This is a genomic window from Vibrio barjaei (assembly GCF_001639065.2).
GTDB classification, from domain to species: domain Bacteria; phylum Pseudomonadota; class Gammaproteobacteria; order Enterobacterales; family Vibrionaceae; genus Vibrio; species Vibrio barjaei.
In genome coordinates this window covers 260237-279088 of sequence record NZ_LQXO02000005.1, presented here as the reverse complement: position 1 = coordinate 279088, position 18852 = coordinate 260237, and the positions used below count along the sequence as shown (strand labels likewise).

The window sequence follows — 18852 nt, the reverse complement described above, 5'->3', positions numbered from 1 at the left end:
TTTATTATTTTGGTCTATCAAATTAGATAAAGATGAAAAAACACGAAGAGCTGGTACAAGATTTAATAAGTAAGATCTGCAATAACGTTATCACTTATAAGCTACCATCGGAAAGAGAGCTTGTAGATAAGTACCAATTATCGCGTTTTTCTGTCAGAAAAGCCCTGTCAAAATTGGAAGCCATTGGCATTGTTAAACCAAAGACGGGTTCTGGTTATTATGTCAACACCTCTATTATCGGCTCTCCCTTAATCTACAATTCAATTACGGAAAACAGCTTCGAACAAATTTCCTATAAGAAAGTGCAATTGAATAAACGGGTACCGACTATTCATGAGATGCAAGTCTTTACTATTGGAGAGGATGACTATTTATGGCATATCAAAAGGTTACGTCTAATCCAAAATAAAATCACACAGATAGAAGAAACGATCGTTCCAGTGCATCTTTTCCCAAAAATGAACGACAGTATTATTGAGAGTTCACTGCAAAAATATGCGCTTTCATTAGGTTTGAAGATTGACAGCTACCTAACCAACTATAAAGCAATTAACTTATCAACGGAAGATGCCAACATTTTACAATGTAAACGTACCACCGCTGCTATGAATATTACCAATCGCGGTTTTTTAACATCAGGTGAGGCTTTTATTGTTAGCGATGTTATTGATATAAATTATCAATGCACTTATCACACAAAATTCAATAATGAGAGTTTGCAATATCGAGATCAAAACGACCGCTAATTATAGCGGTCGATTTTTCTAAATAGTATTTACGCCTTAAGGCGTATGAATACTGCCATCTGGAAGTCGGCTTTGAGTCCACTCATGAGGACGATATTCTACCGGGAAATCAAGTGCAGCCGCGTGGTTGATTTCTACTCCAATGCCTATCTCTTCTGAAGCATAAAGAAAACCATTTCGAGGTTCGGCAGCATTAGGGAACACTTTTCTTGTGTTCTCTTTGTAATGCACATGCTCTTGAATTGCCGCGTTATGAAGGTGTACATTCAGGTGAGTATTCACCGCTGCTCCAATTGGTGTCATATCTGGCGGACAATGCCATGCAATTCGAACACCGAAGCTTTCGCATAGATGGCCTAATTTCAACGCTGGAGTGATACCACCAATCTGAGAAACATGGCAACGAATGAAATCAATACGACGATTAATAACGACTGACTTCCACTCTTCTGGGTTATTGAAAAGCTCCCCTAACGCCAACGATACCGAGGTTTGGCTGCGTAGATTATCCAACCATTCGGTTTGATTCGGCGGCAGAATATCTTCAATGAAATATGGTTGATATTGTTCAACTTGCTTGGCAAATTGCAGCGCTTGATTAGGGAAAAGTCGTTCATGCACATCATGAAGAATGTGGAATTTACGACCATACTTCTCACGCAGTAAACGGAACATCTCTAGTGTGTTATCCATATACTGGTCTTGATCGTAGTAAGAGCCTTCTGTTGGGTTTTCTGTGGTGTGCATATTGTCTGGTACACCGCCATAAAAGCCTAACTGGCAACGAATGTGTTTATACCCCTGCTCTAGAAACTGCTCAACTTGTTCATAAAGCCCTTCCATTGTGTCACTCGTTGCATGCGTATACACTTGAATGGCATCTCTAGATTTACCACCAAATAATTGATGTAACGGCATATTAGCTAATTTGGCTTTAATATCCCAAAGAGCCATATCAACACCAGAAATAGCATTATTAATAACCGGACCATTGCGCCAATAGGCATTGACCATCATCATTTGCCAAAGGTCTTCAATATTATTCGCATTCTTACCTAATAACAAAGGCTTAATATATTCATCAACCATAGTTTTAACAGCGAGCGGACGCTGTTGGAATGTCGCACATCCATAGCCTGTTACGCCGCTTTCGGTTTCTACAATCACAGTAATTAGATTGTGTCGGTCTGGCTTAGTAATTATACATTCAATGTTGGATATGATATTTTCTTTCACGGCGTAATGGCTCTATGTCAGTGGTTTTATTCTATATAACAGCGAAAAAAACCTTATTTCAAGCGCTATTTTTTGGCAAAAAGTAACTGGTTCGTTATTGCTAAACATTCGCTAATAAAAACGAACCAATCAACGAAATTTGCTGAAAATTAACAATTTGCCGCACTTAATGTGACGGAAGTCTCTGTTTTTCCGATTGGGGTAAATATGAGTGATGGATATTATGTCCCCAACAAATAACGCAAGCACATAGGGACTCCTTAGATGCAACTTACTGAAACTAATAACGAAGTGAACTTGAATGCTCAAGCATCGAGCAACAAGGGTAGCTTCAGTGACAACCTACAAATATTAATTCAAGCACTTGGCGGCCAAGATAACATCATCAACATTACTCACTGCATGACTCGTCTTCGATTCAAGTTAGCGGATGAGACACTTGCCAAGAAAGACCAGTTGGAAGCCATTTCTGGGGTTAAAGGGGTGGTTCTTGCTCAAGGTCAGACTCAAGTGGTCATCGGTGTAGATGTAGAAAAGTGGTACAACGCGCTATCAGGTGTTAGCAAAACCAGTGATGAACCAGTGATTGAAGCTGAAAAAGGTAAGCTGTTCCAAAATGCAATGCGCATCGTAGCGGGCATTTTTGGCCCTGTGGTTCCTGCAATCGCTGGTGCGGGTATGTTGATGGGCCTGCTCTCTGGTTTAATTGCGACCAACGTTATTTCAGAGTCTTCAGATACGGTGTACTTCTTCCGCTCGATTTCTACCGCCGTATTCTTCTTCTTACCAATGTTGGTGTCTTTTTCTGCCGCTAAAGTCTTTAGGGTGAATGAATACATTGCATTGGCTGTGTCTTCCGCAATGCTTGCGCCTAAGTTAGTAGAAAAAGCGGCGTTACTCAAAGACGCTGGTAGCGTTCCGGAGCTGACTGTGCTTGGTGTGGTACCAATCGAACTGCTTAACTATGGTGGCGCAATCGTGCCTGCTATCTTGGCGGTTTGGGTACTTTCAAAAGTGACTCCGTTTGTTGATCGATTCGTCCCGTCATCCGCCAAGCCAGTATTTACTCCCCTACTCGCCTTCACGGTCACTTCAACTATCGTCTTGTCACTGGTTGCCCCAGCAGGTATGTGGTTAAGTAATGGCGCAGGTTGGGTGGTAAGCTCGCTATTAGAAATCTCTCCAACACTGACTGGCTTTGTATTTGGTTTAACTCGCCCAATTACCATCGTATTTGGTATCCACCACAGCATGACACCAATCAGCTTGAATAACTTTGCGCTGTATGGAAAAGACTTGCTTATGCCAATCATGTGCTTGGGTAACCTCGCTATCGCAGGTGCTACGATGGCGGTGTGGTACAAACAGCGTAAGAACGTTTCAAAAGAACAATCTTCTGTGACAGTAGGTTCTGGTATCACTGCAATCCTTGGTATCACTGAGCCAGCACTCTTTGGTGTGTTGACTAAGTACACTAAAGCACTGTTCATGGCGAGCTTAGCAGCAGGTATCGTTGGTGCAATCTCAGTAACTATTGACACGCATCTAACCAGCTACATTTTGTCTTCAGTATTTAGTTTGCCGGCATACCTAGCAAGCGGTACTCAAAACTTTATTCAAGCGGTTCTTGGTGTGATTGGTGTGTTTGCGCTTGCCTTTGCCTTAACATATATGTTCGTTAATGTTGATGATAAATAGCAAGCTCTAAAATTGTTCAGGGCTCATGATCTCAATATCATGAGCCTTTTTTATTAGTCGTATGGGGTGTCACTCTGAGGCGTTTCAATTGTTCGTACATCGCTAACGCTGCTGGGCCTGTTTGCGCTCCTTTAGGTAAAGTAATATGCAAAGGCAAGTGATAAGCATCAGCTTGCTTTACATCAAGGATACTTAATTGGCCTTGATCGCGTTGTTTAATAACGTGGTTAGGCAATCGGCAAAAACCGACTCCTTTTTCCACTGCTCTAAACGCATGGTCGAAGTTGTCAACAGTAATGCGCTGTAGTCCTTTAACCCAACCTGCATCTCGCTTCGCTTTACCGTCGATATCACCCCCTAAGTCACGAATCACTATCTGTACGGTGTTAGCAAGATCCGCCGGAGTCACCTTTTCTAACTGCACAAGGGGATGGTTAACGGAAACTACTGGCAGCATTGAGGTGACCGAAAAAGATTCCGCAGGGTAATTAGTAACGGGGACAGTAATAATTGCTATGTCAGCAAGACCCTGTGTCACAACAGAGGTTGTTTTCGAAAGAGAAGTCTCAATGACCTGAATAGAGGTAGAGCAATTTTTAGAAAGAAACGCCTCCATCGCTTCGTAGAGTAATGCAGGGTCACATAAATGGTCCATGGCTATAATGAGTTCTTTTTCCATACCCGCCGCAACCTGATCGCTTAACAGCTCCAACTCCTTCGCCTGCTCTAGCATTAAGTTGGCTCGGCGCAGTAACTCTTTACCCTCGGTAGTCAGTGCAGTTTTTCTCCCTTTGACTTCTAACAGTTCAACACCTAACTGCTGTTCTAGTTTTCGAACCCCATATATCACTGTTGTATGGCTTTTGTTCAAAGAAATAGCCGCAGCTTGAATACTGCCTGCCTTTTCTATTTCTCTCAGCGTCGCCCATTGGTCCAAAGTGGTTCTAAACCTCATCTCCCCTCCAAACATTTCTATGTCGGTTATCCCAACAAATCAAAACTAAAGTATCGACATCAATATTCAGTTATTGCATTCATACTATTCCAGACTTATCACATCTGACTGGTTAATCAAGAAGTCGGATAATGGTTGCAGATATACACCAAAATAAGCCCCTTTGTAGTGATTAGTTCTGTTCAAAACTTCAACTAAAGGTGAGTAATTTTTTGAGGTTAGTTTTTTGTACAATAGCGATACAGCGGAACAACGTTCAGTTCTTTCCATTACCTTAAACCTAAAGCCATTAATATTAATCTCTTGATGCAACTCTTTTTCACTAAGAAATGACTTTGATACAAGGATATTAGGGCGGAAGACAAGTGGGTCGATAGAGCGAACGTTGCACTCTCGCCGAAGAGATTCAATTTCATCTTCAAAAACCATATGCAATGGCCCTGTATCCATCAACGTTTGCTGCACGTTTTGCCTTTCTGTTCCCTTAACAAGAATTACCTGCTCACCTAGTATTTCGCTTAAAAAGTCACTGACAGGATCATTCGCTACATTAACTGTTACATTTCTTGACCACATAGTAATCGTTTTCTGATCTTCAAAATCACATGTAAAGTTGGTCTCTTCTCTATTGAAAGTAATCGATAGCTTATTAGAAGTATAGTGTAAGCGTATTTCACTAAGAGAGGGATTGTCCCGTATTGAATACAAACCATTAGTTTGTTTTTTGATGATGGCAAAGTCTCTATCATTATAGAAACCGTTGCTATCCCCCAAAGCATACTTTAATCGTGAAGGGGCACCTGACTTTAAAGGGTAATGGTATAGTCTCGTGACAAAGGTCATCTATTCTCCGTTTCTATTTCTTTTAAATGTTGTGGTTTATTTTCTTCCTACAAGTTGTTGTAAATAAGTCCCACACCAATTACTAGTAAAACAAGCCCCGATAGATAGTTTAAACAGACAGTTAACGTTCTATTGGATGTAGACAAACGAGCCAAAGTTCCACTTGTTACACCCGCAATAATATCAATGGGTAAAGCGGTAGCAGGTACAATCAGACTGACAAATAGTGCTTCTATTGGTGTGTAGCCGGAACTGATGATTAATCCTGGCAAGACCGATAGATAGAACAAAATGGTTTTGGGATTCAAGAATTCGACTGATATAGCTTGAAAATAGAGCTTTCTTAGAGGCTTTTTTGACTCTTTGACAGAGAGATTGGTAAGAGACGTTTCCCTCGCATCTTTAAGCGAATCCAGCCCAAGATATAGGATATATACCCCACCGGTGATTGCGACTACCGAAGCCATATATTGATTAGTAGCGATTATCGCGGTAACACCAATACCTGCCAGAACTGCATGAATAGAGCTACCAGTAGCAAGACCTAAGGCCGAGACAACTCCAGCGGCTTTGCCTTCTGAGAGCCCTCTAGCACTGACAAATAGTAAGGATGGTCCTGGACTTAAATTTAGTAGAAGTGCTGCTAAAGCAAATCCGATAAGACTGTTCGTCTCCATAGTTATTCTACTTCCATTGATGTTATTGCTTTAAAGCTGCACGCTAATATTTGTGTTGGTCCAATTAGTGCCGGTTCTATGATTGTAGAAGTAGCTAATGCCGTACCTGAAAGGACATCTAAACGGCACTTACCGCATACGCCTGACTTACAAAGATGTTTTATCTCGATATTTTCATTCAGAGCGGCATCTAAGATCGATTGTTGTTGGGTGCTGAATCGTTTTTTGTTAAAGCACACTTCTACCTCGTTCTCTCGATAATGGACATGTAACGCAGGCTCACCATTGAGAAACGCATGGAAAAGGCTGAGCTCATTAGTCTTATTTTCCACAGCGTACCTATCTATTAGCTGTGAAAAAAACTCATCTGTAATCCAAACTACCTCCAAGTTATTGAGATGCATGACCGACAACAACACTGCTCCAACAACCTCTGGAACACATTTCTCTATACGGTTTGGAGTAAGGGAAACAAAATCATGGCCCTCACGGGTGTGATAATTCAAAGCCAAAACTTGCTCGTCATCTACGTATGCTCTATACATCACTGTGTTAATATCGGCTTGATTAAACGACGTTATTTCAACGTGCACGAGTCGAATTTTTCCATCTTTCATCGCTCGTACAGCAATTAATTTCAGTTCTCTCATAAAATTGCGCGCCTTTTTAGAAATAGCTTTCCAGCCCGCCTTGACGGCGCACATCAAGCGAACAACAATGAAACCCTCCTCCAACAGTTCGTCCATGCCTGAATCTGGCAAGTTCTACATTGAAGCCTCTCCGACTCAAAAGCTCAGCTAGCCTCTTTTGATTTTTCTCGACAATTACGGTCTTCTCATCTATCGAAAGAACGTTCATCGAAATCCATACTGATGCTCTGCCCCAGTCGAAGGCGTATCCTATATCTTCAGGTTCATTGAACGTAATCACATCCCAACTTTGCAACTGGTCTGGTAAGTCTGAAGCATCTATTCGACCACCGTTAATTAGAACGACCCCAGGGCGGAGCAACTGTATCGTAGTACCAATGTGGTCGGCACAAACAGACATAATATGAAAATTATATTTGTCACCAAACATAGACTCCAACCATTCAAGACCCGCTCTATTGCCACTGTTACTCACGTTATAGAAAATATCTTTGCCACAGCGTAGAATATTTGCGGCATCAAATAGGGGTTCAATTTCAGCTAAATATGGCACTGTTCCATCCCATAGATAACTATCAGAAGTAAGGACCGGCTTAGGCGCCGACAACCATTTCTCTCCCTTAGAAAAGTACCGACGAGTGATGTTTCGGAACGACTGGCTTTCAAAATAACGACTCCGACTAGGCATAGGTGCTTCGATTAACGTATCTCCTAAAACCAACATACAGTCTCGAGGCATCAACGCATGCGATTGCTGTGATTCCCATTGTGGTGTCTTACAATACGTTTGGCAGTCTATAGGCTCTGCTCTTCGTACGGTTACATTGTATTTTTCGAGTAACTTGGTAAGGTCGTTAAAATCCTCCTCAAGTTCATAAATAACTTGCTCTATCTTTGATTGTGATTGGGGTGCTTGATTAAAATTACTAGGTAAGTCAAAAAAATGTCTAACTGAAACGTCAAGGTCAGGGAGGGTTAAGTTCTTTGCACTTCCTAGTATTACTTCCTCAAGCTTCCCCCTGTCGTTGTAACTACTAATTAAGCTCATCTAAAATCCTTTTACTTTTCGGCGCAAACCCCAATGCGAATGATTGACCTGTCGGCATTATTTCAATCACATTGATATTTACGTTTTCTGGTTGAGAAAATGCCCAGTAAACACTTGCTGCAATATTCTCCGCATTCAAATAGGTCTTATCTTCGTAAATTGATTCTGCTTGGTCTTTATTACCTTTAAATCTAACCAACGCAAACTCTGTCTTTGATAAACCAGGCGCTATATTGGTCACTTTAATATCTGTGCCTTCTAAGTCCGTTTTAAGGTTCAATGAAAAGTTACTGACAAATGATTTTGTAGCACCATACACGTTACTTCCCATATAAGGATAGTAAGCAGCCACCGAACTAATATTGATTATATGCCCAGAATTACGCTCGACAAATTCCTTCAATACTTTTTTGGTAATATGTAATAAGGCAAGAATATTAATATTGACCATATCCTCCCAGTCGGACAGTTCATTTCTCTGTGACGGACCAAAACCTAAAGACATCCCCGCATTATTAATTAAGGCAACAATATTACTGAATAATGGAGGTACTTCAGTTAAGGCCAGTTCAACAGCACCTTTATCGGTGAGATCTACTGCTAAAGGGAGAACTTGATCAGGATATTTGCGTTGTAACTCATGCAGTTTCTCACTGCGACGGGCTATCGCTACGACGCCATATCCATGACTAACAAACTTATGTACAATCGCTTCACCAAACCCAGACGACGCTCCTGTTACAATTATCGTTTTCATTAGAACTCTCCTTTTTACTCATCTGTTATTAAAAGGACACTTCCAGTTACTTGTCACTTTATTACCTGAGTACTGTCTCGCCTCACTGGTGTCGCCAAAGTTGCTAAGCATTGGATTGATAGAACCTTGAATCATAATTTCCCTCTTTCGAATTTCATGCTGCATTTTGCTATATATGCCCATCGACTTAAGTTCCTCAAACTGAACATGTGAGTTAAATGCAATGGCGGAAAACGAAAACCTGCGACTAATCCTTTCAGAATCCGGATTTAAACCAACAATGAAGAATGGATGCTCAACTAGAGAAAAAGCGAACTTATTCGAGGTTACGTCTCTGTCGCAAAGCGCACTCCATTTATTCCCACGAGCAAAATCTATTTCATGGAGTTGCTTCAATACCTTCCACAGAAATTTCTCAAAGCCCTCATTTCTGAACACTTTGTCACCACTAAACGTTGCGATAAAGGTACTATTTAGGCCGCTATTTTTTGCAATATCCTTAGTAAAAGTCTCTAGCGCCCGATATACACTTGTAAGTTCTTGCTCTACACACTGGCAATCATAGTGAGTTATTGAGTCTAATGCGGCCGCAGTTTTCGCGCCAACACAAGCAAACTGTTCCGAATTAATAAAATCTAAGAGAAGTTCAAATATATACTTATTATTAGTTCTGTCCAAGCGCATGTCTCCCTGTTAATACTAAGGTTGTCCTTGCTTTTTTATTCAGATAATTCCCGCGCAGAAAGTTGCAATTTATTCACTCTTACGACTAGTTGTCATTTTTAACTGCACCATTGCCAGAGCAGTCAAGACAGCGAAAAATATTGGGTCGCTCCAACCAAGTTTCACGAAAATCCCAGTAATAGATGCGTATGTGGTGATCAATACACCTAAAGCATTAGTAATCATTAGCGACTTAAGTAAGTCTCGTTTACTTTGATGATCTTTAGTATTTCGCATTAGAAAACAAATAGCCGAAATGCCTCCCAAGAAGATACTTGTGTGTTGAGAGAGAAATAATGAGTACTTATCATTTATTTCCACGCCGTAAAGCGGCCAAATCTCACTGGGAATAACAAAAAGCACTATTGCAAATAATAGATATATCAATCCGTGAGTTATTAAAAATAACTTAAAGTTCATGTATTTCTCCTAGCTAACTTAGTCGATCATAATTGTAGATTTGTTTGTCAGATTTTTGTTATTCAAAGAATTTCGAAGAGAACTTTACTAATAAGGGTATGCTAGACCACTAACTACCCCCTCCTCTATTAGGGCATACATTTGTCCTAGATTCTCATACGTTGTTCTTTTTATTTTGGCATCTTCGTGTTAGATGCCAATATTTTTACTTCTTGTCCGCCTAGCCTTTTCTTTTATCGAGTATTCCTTGTAAACAGCAAACTTGAAAGTTCATATTTTAATCAACACATGTTCATAAAATTGACAAATAGACGTCATCTATAGAGCGACTTCATGGCTCTAACAACACCTACGCTCACTTCGATTGCGCTTTGATATGCTAAACAGCTCCTATAGACAGGGCACTTTAAGTGAGAGAGTGCTTAACCAGCTGTAAACATTGATTATTTCTCACTATTAAATACCACTTAATTCACATTTAAAGACTGCGATTTGTTCAACTCCGTACACAAAAATACCATGAAGCCTCAAAACAGGAGAAAACACTATGAACATCAAAAACAGCCTTTTTATCTTATTGACTGCCATCTATTCAGCGACGTCGTTCGCTAACGTTATTGTCGATACCAAAGGTGTCGACATGGAAAAATACAACGCTGACATGTACGAATGCCAACAACTATCGACCCAGGTTCAAAGCAATCAAGTCGATAGTGTAGGTCGCGACGTTGTGGGAAGCACAGCCCGCACTGCGGCATTAGGCGCAGCAGGTACCGCCATTGCCGGCGGCCACGGTTCTAAAGGCGCCAAAGTCGGTGCAGGGGTTGGTCTGGTAGGTGGCTTACTCCACCACCGTGCTGAAGCACAATACAGTGAAGCCAAATATCAACACGATGTTGATAGTGTCATGAAGCAGTGCATGGTTGGCCGTGGCTACAACGTTTTAAACTAAGGGGGAGACTATGAACCTCACTCTAGATTATGCATCACTGGCTATTTTATTTGTTGTGCTTCTAATCCTAATTTATGGATTGATCATTTTGCACGATATTCCTTATGAGATTGCCAAAAAACGTAATCATCCACATGCCGATGCGATTCATGTTGCTGGTTGGATTAGTTTGTTTTTCCTCCATGTTATGTGGCCTGTGCTTTGGGTATGGGCAACCATGTATGACGCTGATAAACAACAGTGGCTAGGGGCTCGTTCGGCCCATTCCGATAAACAATATCAAGCATTAGTTGAACGCATTGATGCTCTTGAAAAATCAATCAAGGAGTAACGAAATGGAAACGCTCATCATCCTGAGTTACGCAGCACTTTGCGTCATTGTCTTTAAAGCTTTTAAAGTGCCGAAAAATAAATGGACGCTAACAACGGCCAGCGTTATTGGGCTATTTATCGTAGGTTGGATCTTTCTCTATATGGCGATGTATCAACCAGTTTCTCGTATGGCTCGTTTATACAGCGTCACGACTCCTATCACATCACAAGTTGAGGGGTTAATTACCGATGTCTATGTGAAAGGAAATCAACAAGTGAAAGCTGGCGATCCACTTTATCAAATCGATAAAACGCCTTTCCAAGATAAGGTGAGCCGCATAGAAAGCGACATTCAAAGAACATCCTCTGCCATTGAATTTTATGAATCAGAATTGGTTCGCTACCAGAAACTAGGTAAGAAAGGGTTTTCATCGCAAGAAAATATCGACAATATCGAAACTCAATTGTTGGAACAAAAAGCCAACCAAAGCAAATACCAATCTCAGTTAGAGTTAGCGAAATTTAACTTAGCGAAAACTACTGTAAAAGCGCCTACTGATGGCTACGTAACTCAAGTGGCACTTCGCCCAGGCATGAAAAGCCGTATTATGCCATTTCAAGGCAATCTAACGTTCGTACATAAAGAAGACAAGCAACTATTCGCTGCGTTTAAACAAGCGCCTGCGCGCTATATTAAAGCTGGGTATCCAGCAGAAGTAACCTTTAATACTATTCCAGGTCACGCGTATAAAGCCCATGTAGTACAAGTGAACGATATATTTGCGCAAGGTGCGATTACTCCATCTGGCATCATGAAGTATCCAGAACAGATACCTCATAACGGTAGGATCTTAGTAAAAGTTGAGTTGGACAACCCATCACTTTTGCAAGGTATGCCAATACCTTCGGGCACTGATGCTCATGTTGCGGTTTATTCACCTAAATGGGAGATGTTCAGTATTGTCCGTAAAGTGATTTTAAGAATGCAGAGTTGGCAGAACTGGTTATTTGAAGGTTAACCTTGTTATTTAGGGATATACATACCCGAACACGACTTCAATCACAAAGAGAGGGCTGTTTTCAGCCCTTCATAATCACATAGAAGGGCGACTTAATGGCACTTTCAACCAAACAGCAAGGCGTTGCCAAAGGCATGGGACTGGCTTTGTTCCTTTCATTGGCATCCATAGGTTATGCGATTTATTCAAACCCATTGAGTTTTGATGACAATACAAATCGCTTAGAAGTCCTGTCCTACTCGTTTATTCTACCGACGTTATTTTTACTCATATCCATTGGGCGACTGGCTAAACATCGTTTTTTTAGTGCAGAAGATATTGATGGTAGTGGCCTCACTCAAGGCTCACAACAAGCACGTATCTTGCAGAGCATCATCCAGAACACCCTTGAACAGCTTGTCATAGCTCTGCCCATCTACTTTGCGTGGAGTACGCTGGCGCCCAGCCTTTGGCTTACTGCGGTTCCAATATGCTCAGCTCTTTTCGTTATAGGTCGAATCCTGTTTGCAATAGGGTATAAATACGGAGCACCAGCACGATCATTTGGCTTCGCACTAACCTTTTACTCGTCTGCAGTGTTATTGCTAGCCTTACTCACTGCCGTCATTTTCTAACTACTTTTCGTCAGCATTCACACCAAAAAGCGACCACTGTTGGGTCGCTATCTAATTGGGATCTTGTAAAGTCGCTTTACTGTCTACAGATCAAGCGATGACACTATCGCTTGCCGAAACCACTCATGTCCTTTGTCGTTTTTTTGGGACTGATGCCACGTCATGTAAACCGGAACTTTCTGAGTTTCAAATGGTATTGGAAAGACATTTAGTCCGAGAGACTCTGCAAGCTGTTCCGCTTGCCATTGGCCACTGACAGCAAGCCAATCTGTTTGTGCCGCCATAACCAACGCCGTCGCACTGGAGCCAGTAGAATATGCGACTTGTCGTGGCGGTAGCGCGACGTCAATCGCCACAGAGTCCAATGTATTTGTATTAAGGCGTTGGGTTTTCCACGTAATGTGGCTTTCTCTAAGAAAATCCTCCATCGTCAATTCACTCTGTATTCTTGGATGATCTTTACTAACGGTAACCACCAACTCTTGCTCAAAGAGTACCTCATTGTGGTAGCCCCTATCCTCTAATGGCACCGTCGCCAATATTACATCCACACGGCGACGTCGCAGGTCGTCGTGTCGGTCTTGTTCATTCAGGTGTTCAATATCTGCCTGTATGGTGACATTCGGTGCATGCACATTTTTATAGCGAACCAAAGGGGGAACTACGATTAAGTCAATGTCTTTATGGCTGGAAATGCGAAAGGTACGTTGGCTTAACTCAGGTTCAAAGTCTTGACGTGATTTGGATCCATTCAACAACAGACTAAGCGGTTCTTGAATCTCGTTGTGAAGCTCAATAGCAAAATTGGTAGGTACAATGCCTCTTCCCTGACGAATAAACAGCGGATCTTGATACTCATCCCTTAGCCTATTGAGCGCATGACTGACCGCTGGAGCAGTTATGTTGAGAACTTCGGCCGCTTCGTTCACACTTTTCGACTTAATAACCGCGTCAAAGGTTTTAAGGAGATTTAGATCCATTATTTCCGCTCTATCTGTCTGATTCGCCTAAATTAAATATAGTCCATTCAAATCAAATTACGAATGACTAATTGCGAAAACAAAAAGACAGCCATTGGTTATAGCTGTCTTTACACGTGGTGAGTCAGTAATTTCTGTTTATTTGAAGTGAGCATTATGGTGTGGACTGAGGACTTTTTTCTACTCGGTATAAGGTGTCCTCTAACAACGCGATGGTTTCCTTATCGAGCTCTGTAGCCTCATCAAAAAGCCTTACGTATTCCATCTTTGCTTCACTTTTTGCTTCCAAAGAAAAGCTAGGATAAAGGTTTAACGAAGAAAGGTAGAGGTCATCAATGACGTTCATGAAAGACTTCGACAAACTTGCCGGCTCATCCGATATACCCATTAATAGTTGCGCAAACTTGCCCGCGACAGCTTGCTGGCGGTTAATTAGCTCTTTCAAATGAGTCAGTTCTTTATTGGAAGAATCACTTTGCTCAAGTTTACTTTGAATGGTACTCAAGCATTGAGCCAAGGATGATTTTTGTGCTAATGACAAATCCAAGTAATGCCCAAGTCGATCATAAGTGACATTGCGCATAGGGAAACCACAACATTGTAGCTCTCCACTACTTTTGCTGGTAAGCATGACACGTTGACGACAACGACCACACTCCAATAGGTCATAGGTTAAGTTATGGCTAGTCATCGTGTTCCACCTCCAATGAATGGTCTCTAAGCTCTCTTTTTGCTTTCGTTTTTTGTTTCTGAAGTTTATGCGTCATAGCAGAAAATGCTTCAGTCGCGACATGGTAGAACTCATCACCAGAGTGTTTAACGAAACACCATTGATGCTCAGCGTGAACTTTAAGCTCAACATCATATTGCCCATAAGAACGGTGGTAGATTATCGAGATGAAAATCTCCGTTGCCTGTGGGTGCAATGCGAATAAATGGTCAGCTATAGTGACACAGTGTGAACGCATGCTTTCCGATAAAACAATACCTTGTGTATTAAAGTTAATGTTCATAGTAATTACCTTTTAATGTTGTACTAAATAGAAAATATTGAATAATTTATTTTGTTAAAGTCCTGTGCCAACTTGGATGTAAAGCGCGTTATCTTCTTCGCTTTTGGCTATATCTATCCCAACTTTTAATCCATATCGACGCGCGATGAGGTAGCGAAACCCCACTCCATATGCATAGTGATTTCCGTCACTAAATAGTTCGTTTGTAGAGTCCGTAGCCGAACCTAAGCCTGCAAAGACGGAGCTAGACCAACGATTTGTGAAGCTGTAAGTAACCTGTGATTCAATTGAAGCCGTGGAAGTGCCTTGGTATCGATTTCTTGCAATACCTCGGAGTTCTACATCGGGATAAGCAGGTGGCGGTAGTAACCTCTCATCTGTGGACAATGTGTCGTACTTTCCTTTCAGAGCGATATTCCATTTTCGACTCACCGGAAAATATTGTGTGCCTTCTGCTGCAAATGTTTGAAAGTCATAATCGCTACCGAGATGGTTGCTGAAGACCGTATACTCAGCCTTATAGTCTCCCCCTGAGGTTGGGTAGAAAAAGTTGTTTCTGGTGTCGTACTCTGCAATTGCCCCAAGACCAGAAACTGTCGGCGTCATATTAAAAAGTCTATTCGCTAATTGATCAGCTTTGCTCGAGTCAATGACACTGAGTTCTGGTGCTACAAATTTCTGACTAATACCCAGTAAAACTGGCGAATCACCCAATCGAAACTGTAGTTTTTGCATAACCCCATAGCCGTTCATCCCCATCTCAAAGCCAGACGCATCATCTTTAGCAAACGGCGCATAAAAGTTCATGTGAATATCACCGTAAAACGCTCCACCTAAATAGCGGATACTGTCTTTGTTCCAAGTATGACGATGACCGATAAATCCAGCCCACGTACCATTTTGAGTTCCAAAAGCACCCGCAACCGTAATAGCCGGAGTAAGTAACTTAGCTCCACCATCTAAGGACTCTAGAGCTAGCTTTTTGCGTTTCTCTTTTTGGCTTTCAGATTCATGAAGAAACACCCCCATCATTCCTCCCCCATAACCTAAGGCGGGTTCAGTGATAAATATCGGAACTGGGAGGAAACCGTACGCATTTTCCGCCAAGTAGTTACCCATATCTAACTGCCCATCTACAGGGTCAGTAAAAGATGTCGCGTGTACATTAATGCTGATGAGCATTGTCGCTAATAAGAATAAAGACTTGGCATGTTTCATTTTGGTCAACTTAAACTATCTTGTGGTGGATATTAATCGGATTACTTCTAACGATTTGGAGTTAGAACTGATAGTTAAATTCGACGCGTTGATCACCATCAAAATAAGACTGGTCGTGTGTCCAGTTGGCAAAATAACGAACGTTAAATCGCGGTGTAAATTGGTAAGATACTGCAAACTCATTCATGAAAACCGAGCCGGCATCAGTCCAAGCTTGAGAGCCCGCTAATGGTGTCATCCACATTGGGTTGTAGTTAAGCCACAACTTATCGGTAATAGCATATTTACTGTATCCACCGACAACGGCATAGACACCTGGGACTGTAAATCCGATATATTTATCTTGAGGATTAACTTGTCCATCTGATGCGTTTTCAACTTTATCGCCCGTAAATTCGCCATTTTTAATCTGCACTCCAAGGCCTGCTAGTGGGTACAGCTGTAGCCCCCCCCAATTTGGGAGCGCCTGTATAAAGCTATAAGAAGTATTAAGAGCTTCTTGGTCGACATCATAGTTAAGGTCAATCTGTCTTCCTAAGCCGCTGGTCGTATTAATCGTAAAATTACGAAAACGAACTGAGTCGATAGAATCATCACGTTCTGCGGTACCAGACCAACCTAATGAGCTGCCAGCAAAACCTTTAATCTCCAACACGTTCATTGCCATCGTGTCGTCATTGCCAGTGTCATAAGCTCTACCGATTTTTACGTTTAAGCCTTTATCCGTCACCCCTGCTCCCGCTTGTGTGTACACAGCTAAGGGGTCAGACATGTCTTGCACGCTATCGTTTGTGTTAGCAGCGACCGCGCTCGAAACAAAGCCAGACATTAGCGTTGTCATAACAAGGGTGGAAAGAAGTTTTTTTGATTTCATCGGATAAATTCTCGTAGTGATTAACTGTTGATGAGAATCTTAAGGATTAGCCGATATATGATCGATGGAGGAGAGTTTAATAGTGGATTTAGTCTGATTTAATCAATAACAAAGCCAGATAAAACACATCACTATCAAGGCATTAGATTTTTAACATTCGGAAGGGATACAAATAATCATTATCGTCTGATGCAGGAAGTACACCCACGACAAGCTGAACGAGTATGTGGATCGAGCCGTCCCCTTTGAACTTTGCAGTAGGCATTGCGAAGGACTCGTCTCGCAGCAAACCAGTCTTCCGGCTTTTGCATAATCAAGTAGCCATTGAACCGTTTTAGTAAAGGTAAGCGATACTCTTCGACAAATTTACTGTCAAACTCAACCTCAAAGTACTCGAACACCTGCTCGATAGAGGTAAATTCAGCAAGCTTGCTTTGAATGTCAGTAAAACTCATCGGTCTTAGGTCTACGAAAATTAATACAAATGAACAGGCTAAGGATTGTACTAAAGCTACGTTTGATTGTCACAAAAGTAAAAAGCCCAAAGTACTTCTCAGCGCCTTGGGCTAATTACAATAGAAAACGATTAAGCGTGGTACTCTGGGTAGTCTAATAGGCCCACTTCGTTACCACCAAACAAAGTATTAGGATTATGTTCTGCAAGCGGGTAACCGTGTTCTAGGCGACTCGGTAAGTCAGGGTTGGCGATAAACGGACGACCAAAACCTACCATATCCGTAATACCGTCAGACAGTGCTTTTTCGGCTTTCTCTTGGTTGTAGCGACCTGCATAAATGATCGTACCTTGGTACGCTTCTCTTACTGCGGTCTTAAATTCCGCAGGTGTGTCTGGGGCATCATCCCAATCGACTTCTGCAATGTGCATATAGACTACGTGGTGTTTTTCCAATACGCGAGCCGCAGCGGTGTAAGTATCAATTGGCGTCTTATCTACTGTGCCGTTAAGTGAAGTAAATGGCGCAAGACGAACACCTACTTTGTCGGAACCAATCGCATCTACGACAGCTGCGACGACTTCATCTAAAAAGCGAAGACGATTTTCGATTGGACCACCGTATTCGTCATCACGGTTGTTTGCTTCAGAGTCAATAAATTGGTTGATTAAATAGCCGTTTGCACCATGCAATTCGATACCATCAAAACCAGCCTCGATCGCATTCAGTGCTGCTTGACGGTATTGACCAACGACTTCTTGAATATCTTCTTTTGTCATCGCACGAGGCTCGACCACATCAACAAAGCCAGGTTCGTTCGAGCCATTATCCACAAATACTTTTACGTTTTCAGCTTTTAGAGCCGAAGATGAGATAGGCTGCTTGCCACCAATATTGTCTGGATGTGTGACACGACCAACGTGCCAAAGCTGAGCAAAGATAGCTCCGTCTTTTGCGTGTACGGCATCAGTGACTTTTTTCCAACCCGCGATTTGCTCGTCTGAATAAATACCAGGAGTCCAAGCATAACCTTGTCCCATTGGTGAAATTTGTGTGCCTTCGGCAACGATTAAACCAGCAGACGCGCGCTGTGCGTAGTATTCGGCCATCATATCGTTAGCAGAGTTACCAGGTTGAGTCGCACGAGAGCGAGTCATAGGTGGCATTACGATGCGGTTTTTAAGTGTTAATGAACCAAGCTGAATTGGTTGAAGCATTGAATCTGTCATTGCGATACCCCTATTTGCTCGTTTGAATAAGCTCAATTGAATAGCCGTCTGGATCTTTAACAAAAGCGATGTGCGTTTCGCCACCTTTCATAGGACCCGGAGCGCGAGTAATGTTGCCACCAAGTTGCTCAATGCGCTCACACGCTGCATAAATGTCCTCGCAACCAATCGCAATATGTCCCCAAGCGTTACCTTGGTCATAGTTGTCTGTATCCCAGTTGTAAGTTAACTCAATAGTCGAACCTGCATCTTGACCTTCGTAGCCCACGAAGACTAGCGTATAGCGATACTCTTCATTTTCGAAACGATCCAACATTTTCATGCCAAGTACTTCAGAATAAAACTTGATGGACTTTTCTAAGTCCACTACTCGAATCATGGTGTGTAAAACTTTCATGTAACCCCTCGGCAGAACTCTTGTCAGCGCAGTAAA

The 18852-nt window shown here is 41.9% G+C and carries 23 protein-coding genes; 6 read left to right on the top strand and 17 right to left on the bottom strand.

What is annotated here, in order from left to right:
- The first annotated feature begins 32 nt into the window (after positions 1-32).
- Entirely contained in the window at positions 33-746 is a 714-nt protein-coding gene (locus AWH66_RS02230) for a GntR family transcriptional regulator (protein ID WP_006069428.1), read from the top strand.
- 36 nt (positions 747-782) lie between these two features.
- Here the strand turns inward: AWH66_RS02230 and AWH66_RS02225 are convergent, their stop codons facing one another.
- The gene (locus tag AWH66_RS02225; protein ID WP_063605071.1) at positions 783-1982 is read right to left on the bottom strand and encodes an enolase C-terminal domain-like protein; all 1200 of its coding nucleotides are present in this window, start codon (positions 1980-1982) and stop codon (positions 783-785) included.
- A 264-nt stretch (positions 1983-2246) separates the two neighbouring features.
- Here AWH66_RS02225 and AWH66_RS02220 point away from each other — a divergent pair, with 264 nt between their 5' ends.
- Positions 2247-3680 carry a PTS transporter subunit EIIC gene (locus tag AWH66_RS02220; RefSeq protein ID WP_063605070.1) on the top strand — a complete coding sequence of 478 codons (1434 nt, stop codon included), beginning with the start codon at positions 2247-2249 and terminating at the stop codon, positions 3678-3680.
- A gap of 37 nt (positions 3681-3717) precedes the next feature.
- Here the strand turns inward: AWH66_RS02220 and AWH66_RS02215 are convergent, their stop codons facing one another.
- The 8 genes from AWH66_RS02215 to AWH66_RS02180 all read right to left on the bottom strand — a co-directional run bounded on the left by AWH66_RS02215 (position 3718) and on the right by AWH66_RS02180 (position 9753).
- Positions 3718-4635 (bottom strand): LysR family transcriptional regulator, encoded by a 918-nt coding sequence (locus AWH66_RS02215; RefSeq protein ID WP_063605069.1) that lies wholly within the window; start codon positions 4633-4635, stop codon positions 3718-3720.
- 84 nt (positions 4636-4719) lie between these two features.
- The gene (locus AWH66_RS02210) at positions 4720-5478 is read right to left on the bottom strand and encodes an MOSC N-terminal beta barrel domain-containing protein (protein WP_063605068.1); all 759 of its coding nucleotides are present in this window, start codon (positions 5476-5478) and stop codon (positions 4720-4722) included.
- Between the two features lie 47 nt (positions 5479-5525).
- Positions 5526-6155, bottom strand: a complete 630-nt coding sequence (locus AWH66_RS02205; RefSeq protein WP_063605067.1) for a LysE family translocator — start codon at positions 6153-6155, stop codon at positions 5526-5528.
- 2 nt (positions 6156-6157) lie between these two features.
- A complete protein-coding gene (locus tag AWH66_RS02200) occupies positions 6158-6901 on the bottom strand; it encodes a 2Fe-2S iron-sulfur cluster-binding protein (protein ID WP_083399928.1) in 744 nt (247 codons plus the stop codon).
- A complete protein-coding gene (locus AWH66_RS02195; protein ID WP_143081449.1) occupies positions 6822-7529 on the bottom strand; it encodes a hypothetical protein in 708 nt (235 codons plus the stop codon). Before AWH66_RS02195 ends, AWH66_RS02200 begins: the two co-directional genes overlap by 80 nt.
- A 310-nt stretch (positions 7530-7839) precedes the next feature.
- Complete coding sequence (locus tag AWH66_RS02190) at positions 7840-8610, bottom strand: SDR family NAD(P)-dependent oxidoreductase (protein WP_063605064.1); 771 nt, start codon at positions 8608-8610, stop codon at positions 7840-7842.
- 18 nt (positions 8611-8628) lie between these two features.
- Positions 8629-9288 (bottom strand): guanitoxin biosynthesis heme-dependent pre-guanitoxin N-hydroxylase GntA, encoded by a 660-nt coding sequence (gntA, locus tag AWH66_RS02185; RefSeq protein ID WP_167360922.1) that lies wholly within the window; start codon positions 9286-9288, stop codon positions 8629-8631.
- A gap of 75 nt (positions 9289-9363) precedes the next feature.
- The gene (locus tag AWH66_RS02180; RefSeq protein ID WP_063605062.1) at positions 9364-9753 is read right to left on the bottom strand and encodes a hypothetical protein; all 390 of its coding nucleotides are present in this window, start codon (positions 9751-9753) and stop codon (positions 9364-9366) included.
- A gap of 547 nt (positions 9754-10300) precedes the next feature.
- Between AWH66_RS02180 and AWH66_RS02175 the strand changes: the two genes are divergently transcribed.
- The 4 genes from AWH66_RS02175 (at position 10301) to AWH66_RS02160 (ending at position 12650) form a co-directional block, all read left to right on the top strand.
- Positions 10301-10705, top strand: coding sequence for a glycine zipper family protein (locus tag AWH66_RS02175; protein ID WP_063605061.1), 405 nt, complete (start codon positions 10301-10303; stop codon positions 10703-10705).
- 10 nt (positions 10706-10715) lie between these two features.
- Positions 10716-11036, top strand: a complete 321-nt coding sequence (locus AWH66_RS02170) for a DUF3302 domain-containing protein (protein ID WP_063605060.1) — start codon at positions 10716-10718, stop codon at positions 11034-11036.
- 4 nt (positions 11037-11040) lie between these two features.
- A complete protein-coding gene (locus AWH66_RS02165; protein ID WP_063605059.1) occupies positions 11041-12036 on the top strand; it encodes an HlyD family secretion protein in 996 nt (331 codons plus the stop codon).
- Positions 12037-12131: 95 nt separating this feature from the next.
- A complete protein-coding gene (locus AWH66_RS02160) occupies positions 12132-12650 on the top strand; it encodes an MAPEG family protein (protein WP_063605058.1) in 519 nt (172 codons plus the stop codon).
- 83 nt (positions 12651-12733) lie between these two features.
- On the opposite strand, the gene AWH66_RS02155 is transcribed toward AWH66_RS02160, so the two are convergent.
- The 8 genes from AWH66_RS02155 to gloA all read right to left on the bottom strand — a co-directional run bounded on the left by AWH66_RS02155 (position 12734) and on the right by gloA (position 18816).
- Complete coding sequence (locus tag AWH66_RS02155; protein WP_063605057.1) at positions 12734-13630, bottom strand: LysR substrate-binding domain-containing protein; 897 nt, start codon at positions 13628-13630, stop codon at positions 12734-12736.
- Between the two features lie 154 nt (positions 13631-13784).
- Complete coding sequence (locus AWH66_RS02150) at positions 13785-14321, bottom strand: hypothetical protein (protein ID WP_063605056.1); 537 nt, start codon at positions 14319-14321, stop codon at positions 13785-13787.
- Positions 14314-14643, bottom strand: coding sequence for an HPF/RaiA family ribosome-associated protein (locus tag AWH66_RS02145; protein WP_063605055.1), 330 nt, complete (start codon positions 14641-14643; stop codon positions 14314-14316). Before AWH66_RS02145 ends, AWH66_RS02150 begins: the two co-directional genes overlap by 8 nt.
- A 54-nt stretch (positions 14644-14697) precedes the next feature.
- Positions 14698-15861, bottom strand: a complete 1164-nt coding sequence (locus tag AWH66_RS02140) for a BamA/TamA family outer membrane protein (RefSeq protein ID WP_063605054.1) — start codon at positions 15859-15861, stop codon at positions 14698-14700.
- A gap of 61 nt (positions 15862-15922) precedes the next feature.
- On the bottom strand, positions 15923-16735 hold the full coding sequence (locus tag AWH66_RS02135; protein WP_063605053.1) for a hypothetical protein: 813 nt from the start codon (positions 16733-16735) through the stop codon (positions 15923-15925).
- 179 nt (positions 16736-16914) lie between these two features.
- Positions 16915-17190, bottom strand: coding sequence for a nitrogenase-stabilizing/protective protein NifW (locus tag AWH66_RS25290; RefSeq protein WP_083399927.1), 276 nt, complete (start codon positions 17188-17190; stop codon positions 16915-16917).
- Between the two features lie 131 nt (positions 17191-17321).
- On the bottom strand, positions 17322-18419 hold the full coding sequence (locus AWH66_RS02130) for an alkene reductase (protein ID WP_063605052.1): 1098 nt from the start codon (positions 18417-18419) through the stop codon (positions 17322-17324).
- Between the two features lie 10 nt (positions 18420-18429).
- Positions 18430-18816 (bottom strand): lactoylglutathione lyase, encoded by a 387-nt coding sequence (gene gloA, locus AWH66_RS02125; protein WP_006069411.1) that lies wholly within the window; start codon positions 18814-18816, stop codon positions 18430-18432.
- Between the last annotated feature and the right edge of the window lie 36 nt (positions 18817-18852).

Coding starts and splice junctions, on each gene's coding strand:
- AWH66_RS02140 (WP_063605054.1), bottom strand. CDS start 15,861: ATGAAACATGCCAAGTCTTTATTCTTATTAGCGACAATGCTCATCAGC.
- AWH66_RS02170 (WP_063605060.1), top strand. CDS start 10,716: ATGAACCTCACTCTAGATTATGCATCACTGGCTATTTTATTTGTTGTG.
- AWH66_RS02150 (WP_063605056.1), bottom strand. CDS start 14,321: ATGACTAGCCATAACTTAACCTATGACCTATTGGAGTGTGGTCGTTGT.
- AWH66_RS02165 (WP_063605059.1), top strand. CDS start 11,041: ATGGAAACGCTCATCATCCTGAGTTACGCAGCACTTTGCGTCATTGTC.
- AWH66_RS02190 (WP_063605064.1), bottom strand. CDS start 8,610: ATGAAAACGATAATTGTAACAGGAGCGTCGTCTGGGTTTGGTGAAGCG.
- AWH66_RS02155 (WP_063605057.1), bottom strand. CDS start 13,630: ATGGATCTAAATCTCCTTAAAACCTTTGACGCGGTTATTAAGTCGAAA.
- AWH66_RS02220 (WP_063605070.1), top strand. CDS start 2,247: ATGCAACTTACTGAAACTAATAACGAAGTGAACTTGAATGCTCAAGCA.
- AWH66_RS02135 (WP_063605053.1), bottom strand. CDS start 16,735: ATGAAATCAAAAAAACTTCTTTCCACCCTTGTTATGACAACGCTAATG.
- gloA (WP_006069411.1), bottom strand. CDS start 18,816: ATGAAAGTTTTACACACCATGATTCGAGTAGTGGACTTAGAAAAGTCC.
- AWH66_RS02160 (WP_063605058.1), top strand. CDS start 12,132: ATGGCACTTTCAACCAAACAGCAAGGCGTTGCCAAAGGCATGGGACTG.
- AWH66_RS02205 (WP_063605067.1), bottom strand. CDS start 6,155: ATGGAGACGAACAGTCTTATCGGATTTGCTTTAGCAGCACTTCTACTA.
- AWH66_RS02195 (WP_143081449.1), bottom strand. CDS start 7,529: ATGTTGGTTTTAGGAGATACGTTAATCGAAGCACCTATGCCTAGTCGG.
- AWH66_RS25290 (WP_083399927.1), bottom strand. CDS start 17,190: ATGAGTTTTACTGACATTCAAAGCAAGCTTGCTGAATTTACCTCTATC.
- AWH66_RS02210 (WP_063605068.1), bottom strand. CDS start 5,478: ATGACCTTTGTCACGAGACTATACCATTACCCTTTAAAGTCAGGTGCC.
- AWH66_RS02145 (WP_063605055.1), bottom strand. CDS start 14,643: ATGAACATTAACTTTAATACACAAGGTATTGTTTTATCGGAAAGCATG.
- AWH66_RS02230 (WP_006069428.1), top strand. CDS start 33: ATGAAAAAACACGAAGAGCTGGTACAAGATTTAATAAGTAAGATCTGC.
- AWH66_RS02175 (WP_063605061.1), top strand. CDS start 10,301: ATGAACATCAAAAACAGCCTTTTTATCTTATTGACTGCCATCTATTCA.
- AWH66_RS02130 (WP_063605052.1), bottom strand. CDS start 18,419: ATGACAGATTCAATGCTTCAACCAATTCAGCTTGGTTCATTAACACTT.
- AWH66_RS02215 (WP_063605069.1), bottom strand. CDS start 4,635: ATGAGGTTTAGAACCACTTTGGACCAATGGGCGACGCTGAGAGAAATA.
- AWH66_RS02180 (WP_063605062.1), bottom strand. CDS start 9,753: ATGAACTTTAAGTTATTTTTAATAACTCACGGATTGATATATCTATTA.
- AWH66_RS02200 (WP_083399928.1), bottom strand. CDS start 6,901: ATGGACGAACTGTTGGAGGAGGGTTTCATTGTTGTTCGCTTGATGTGC.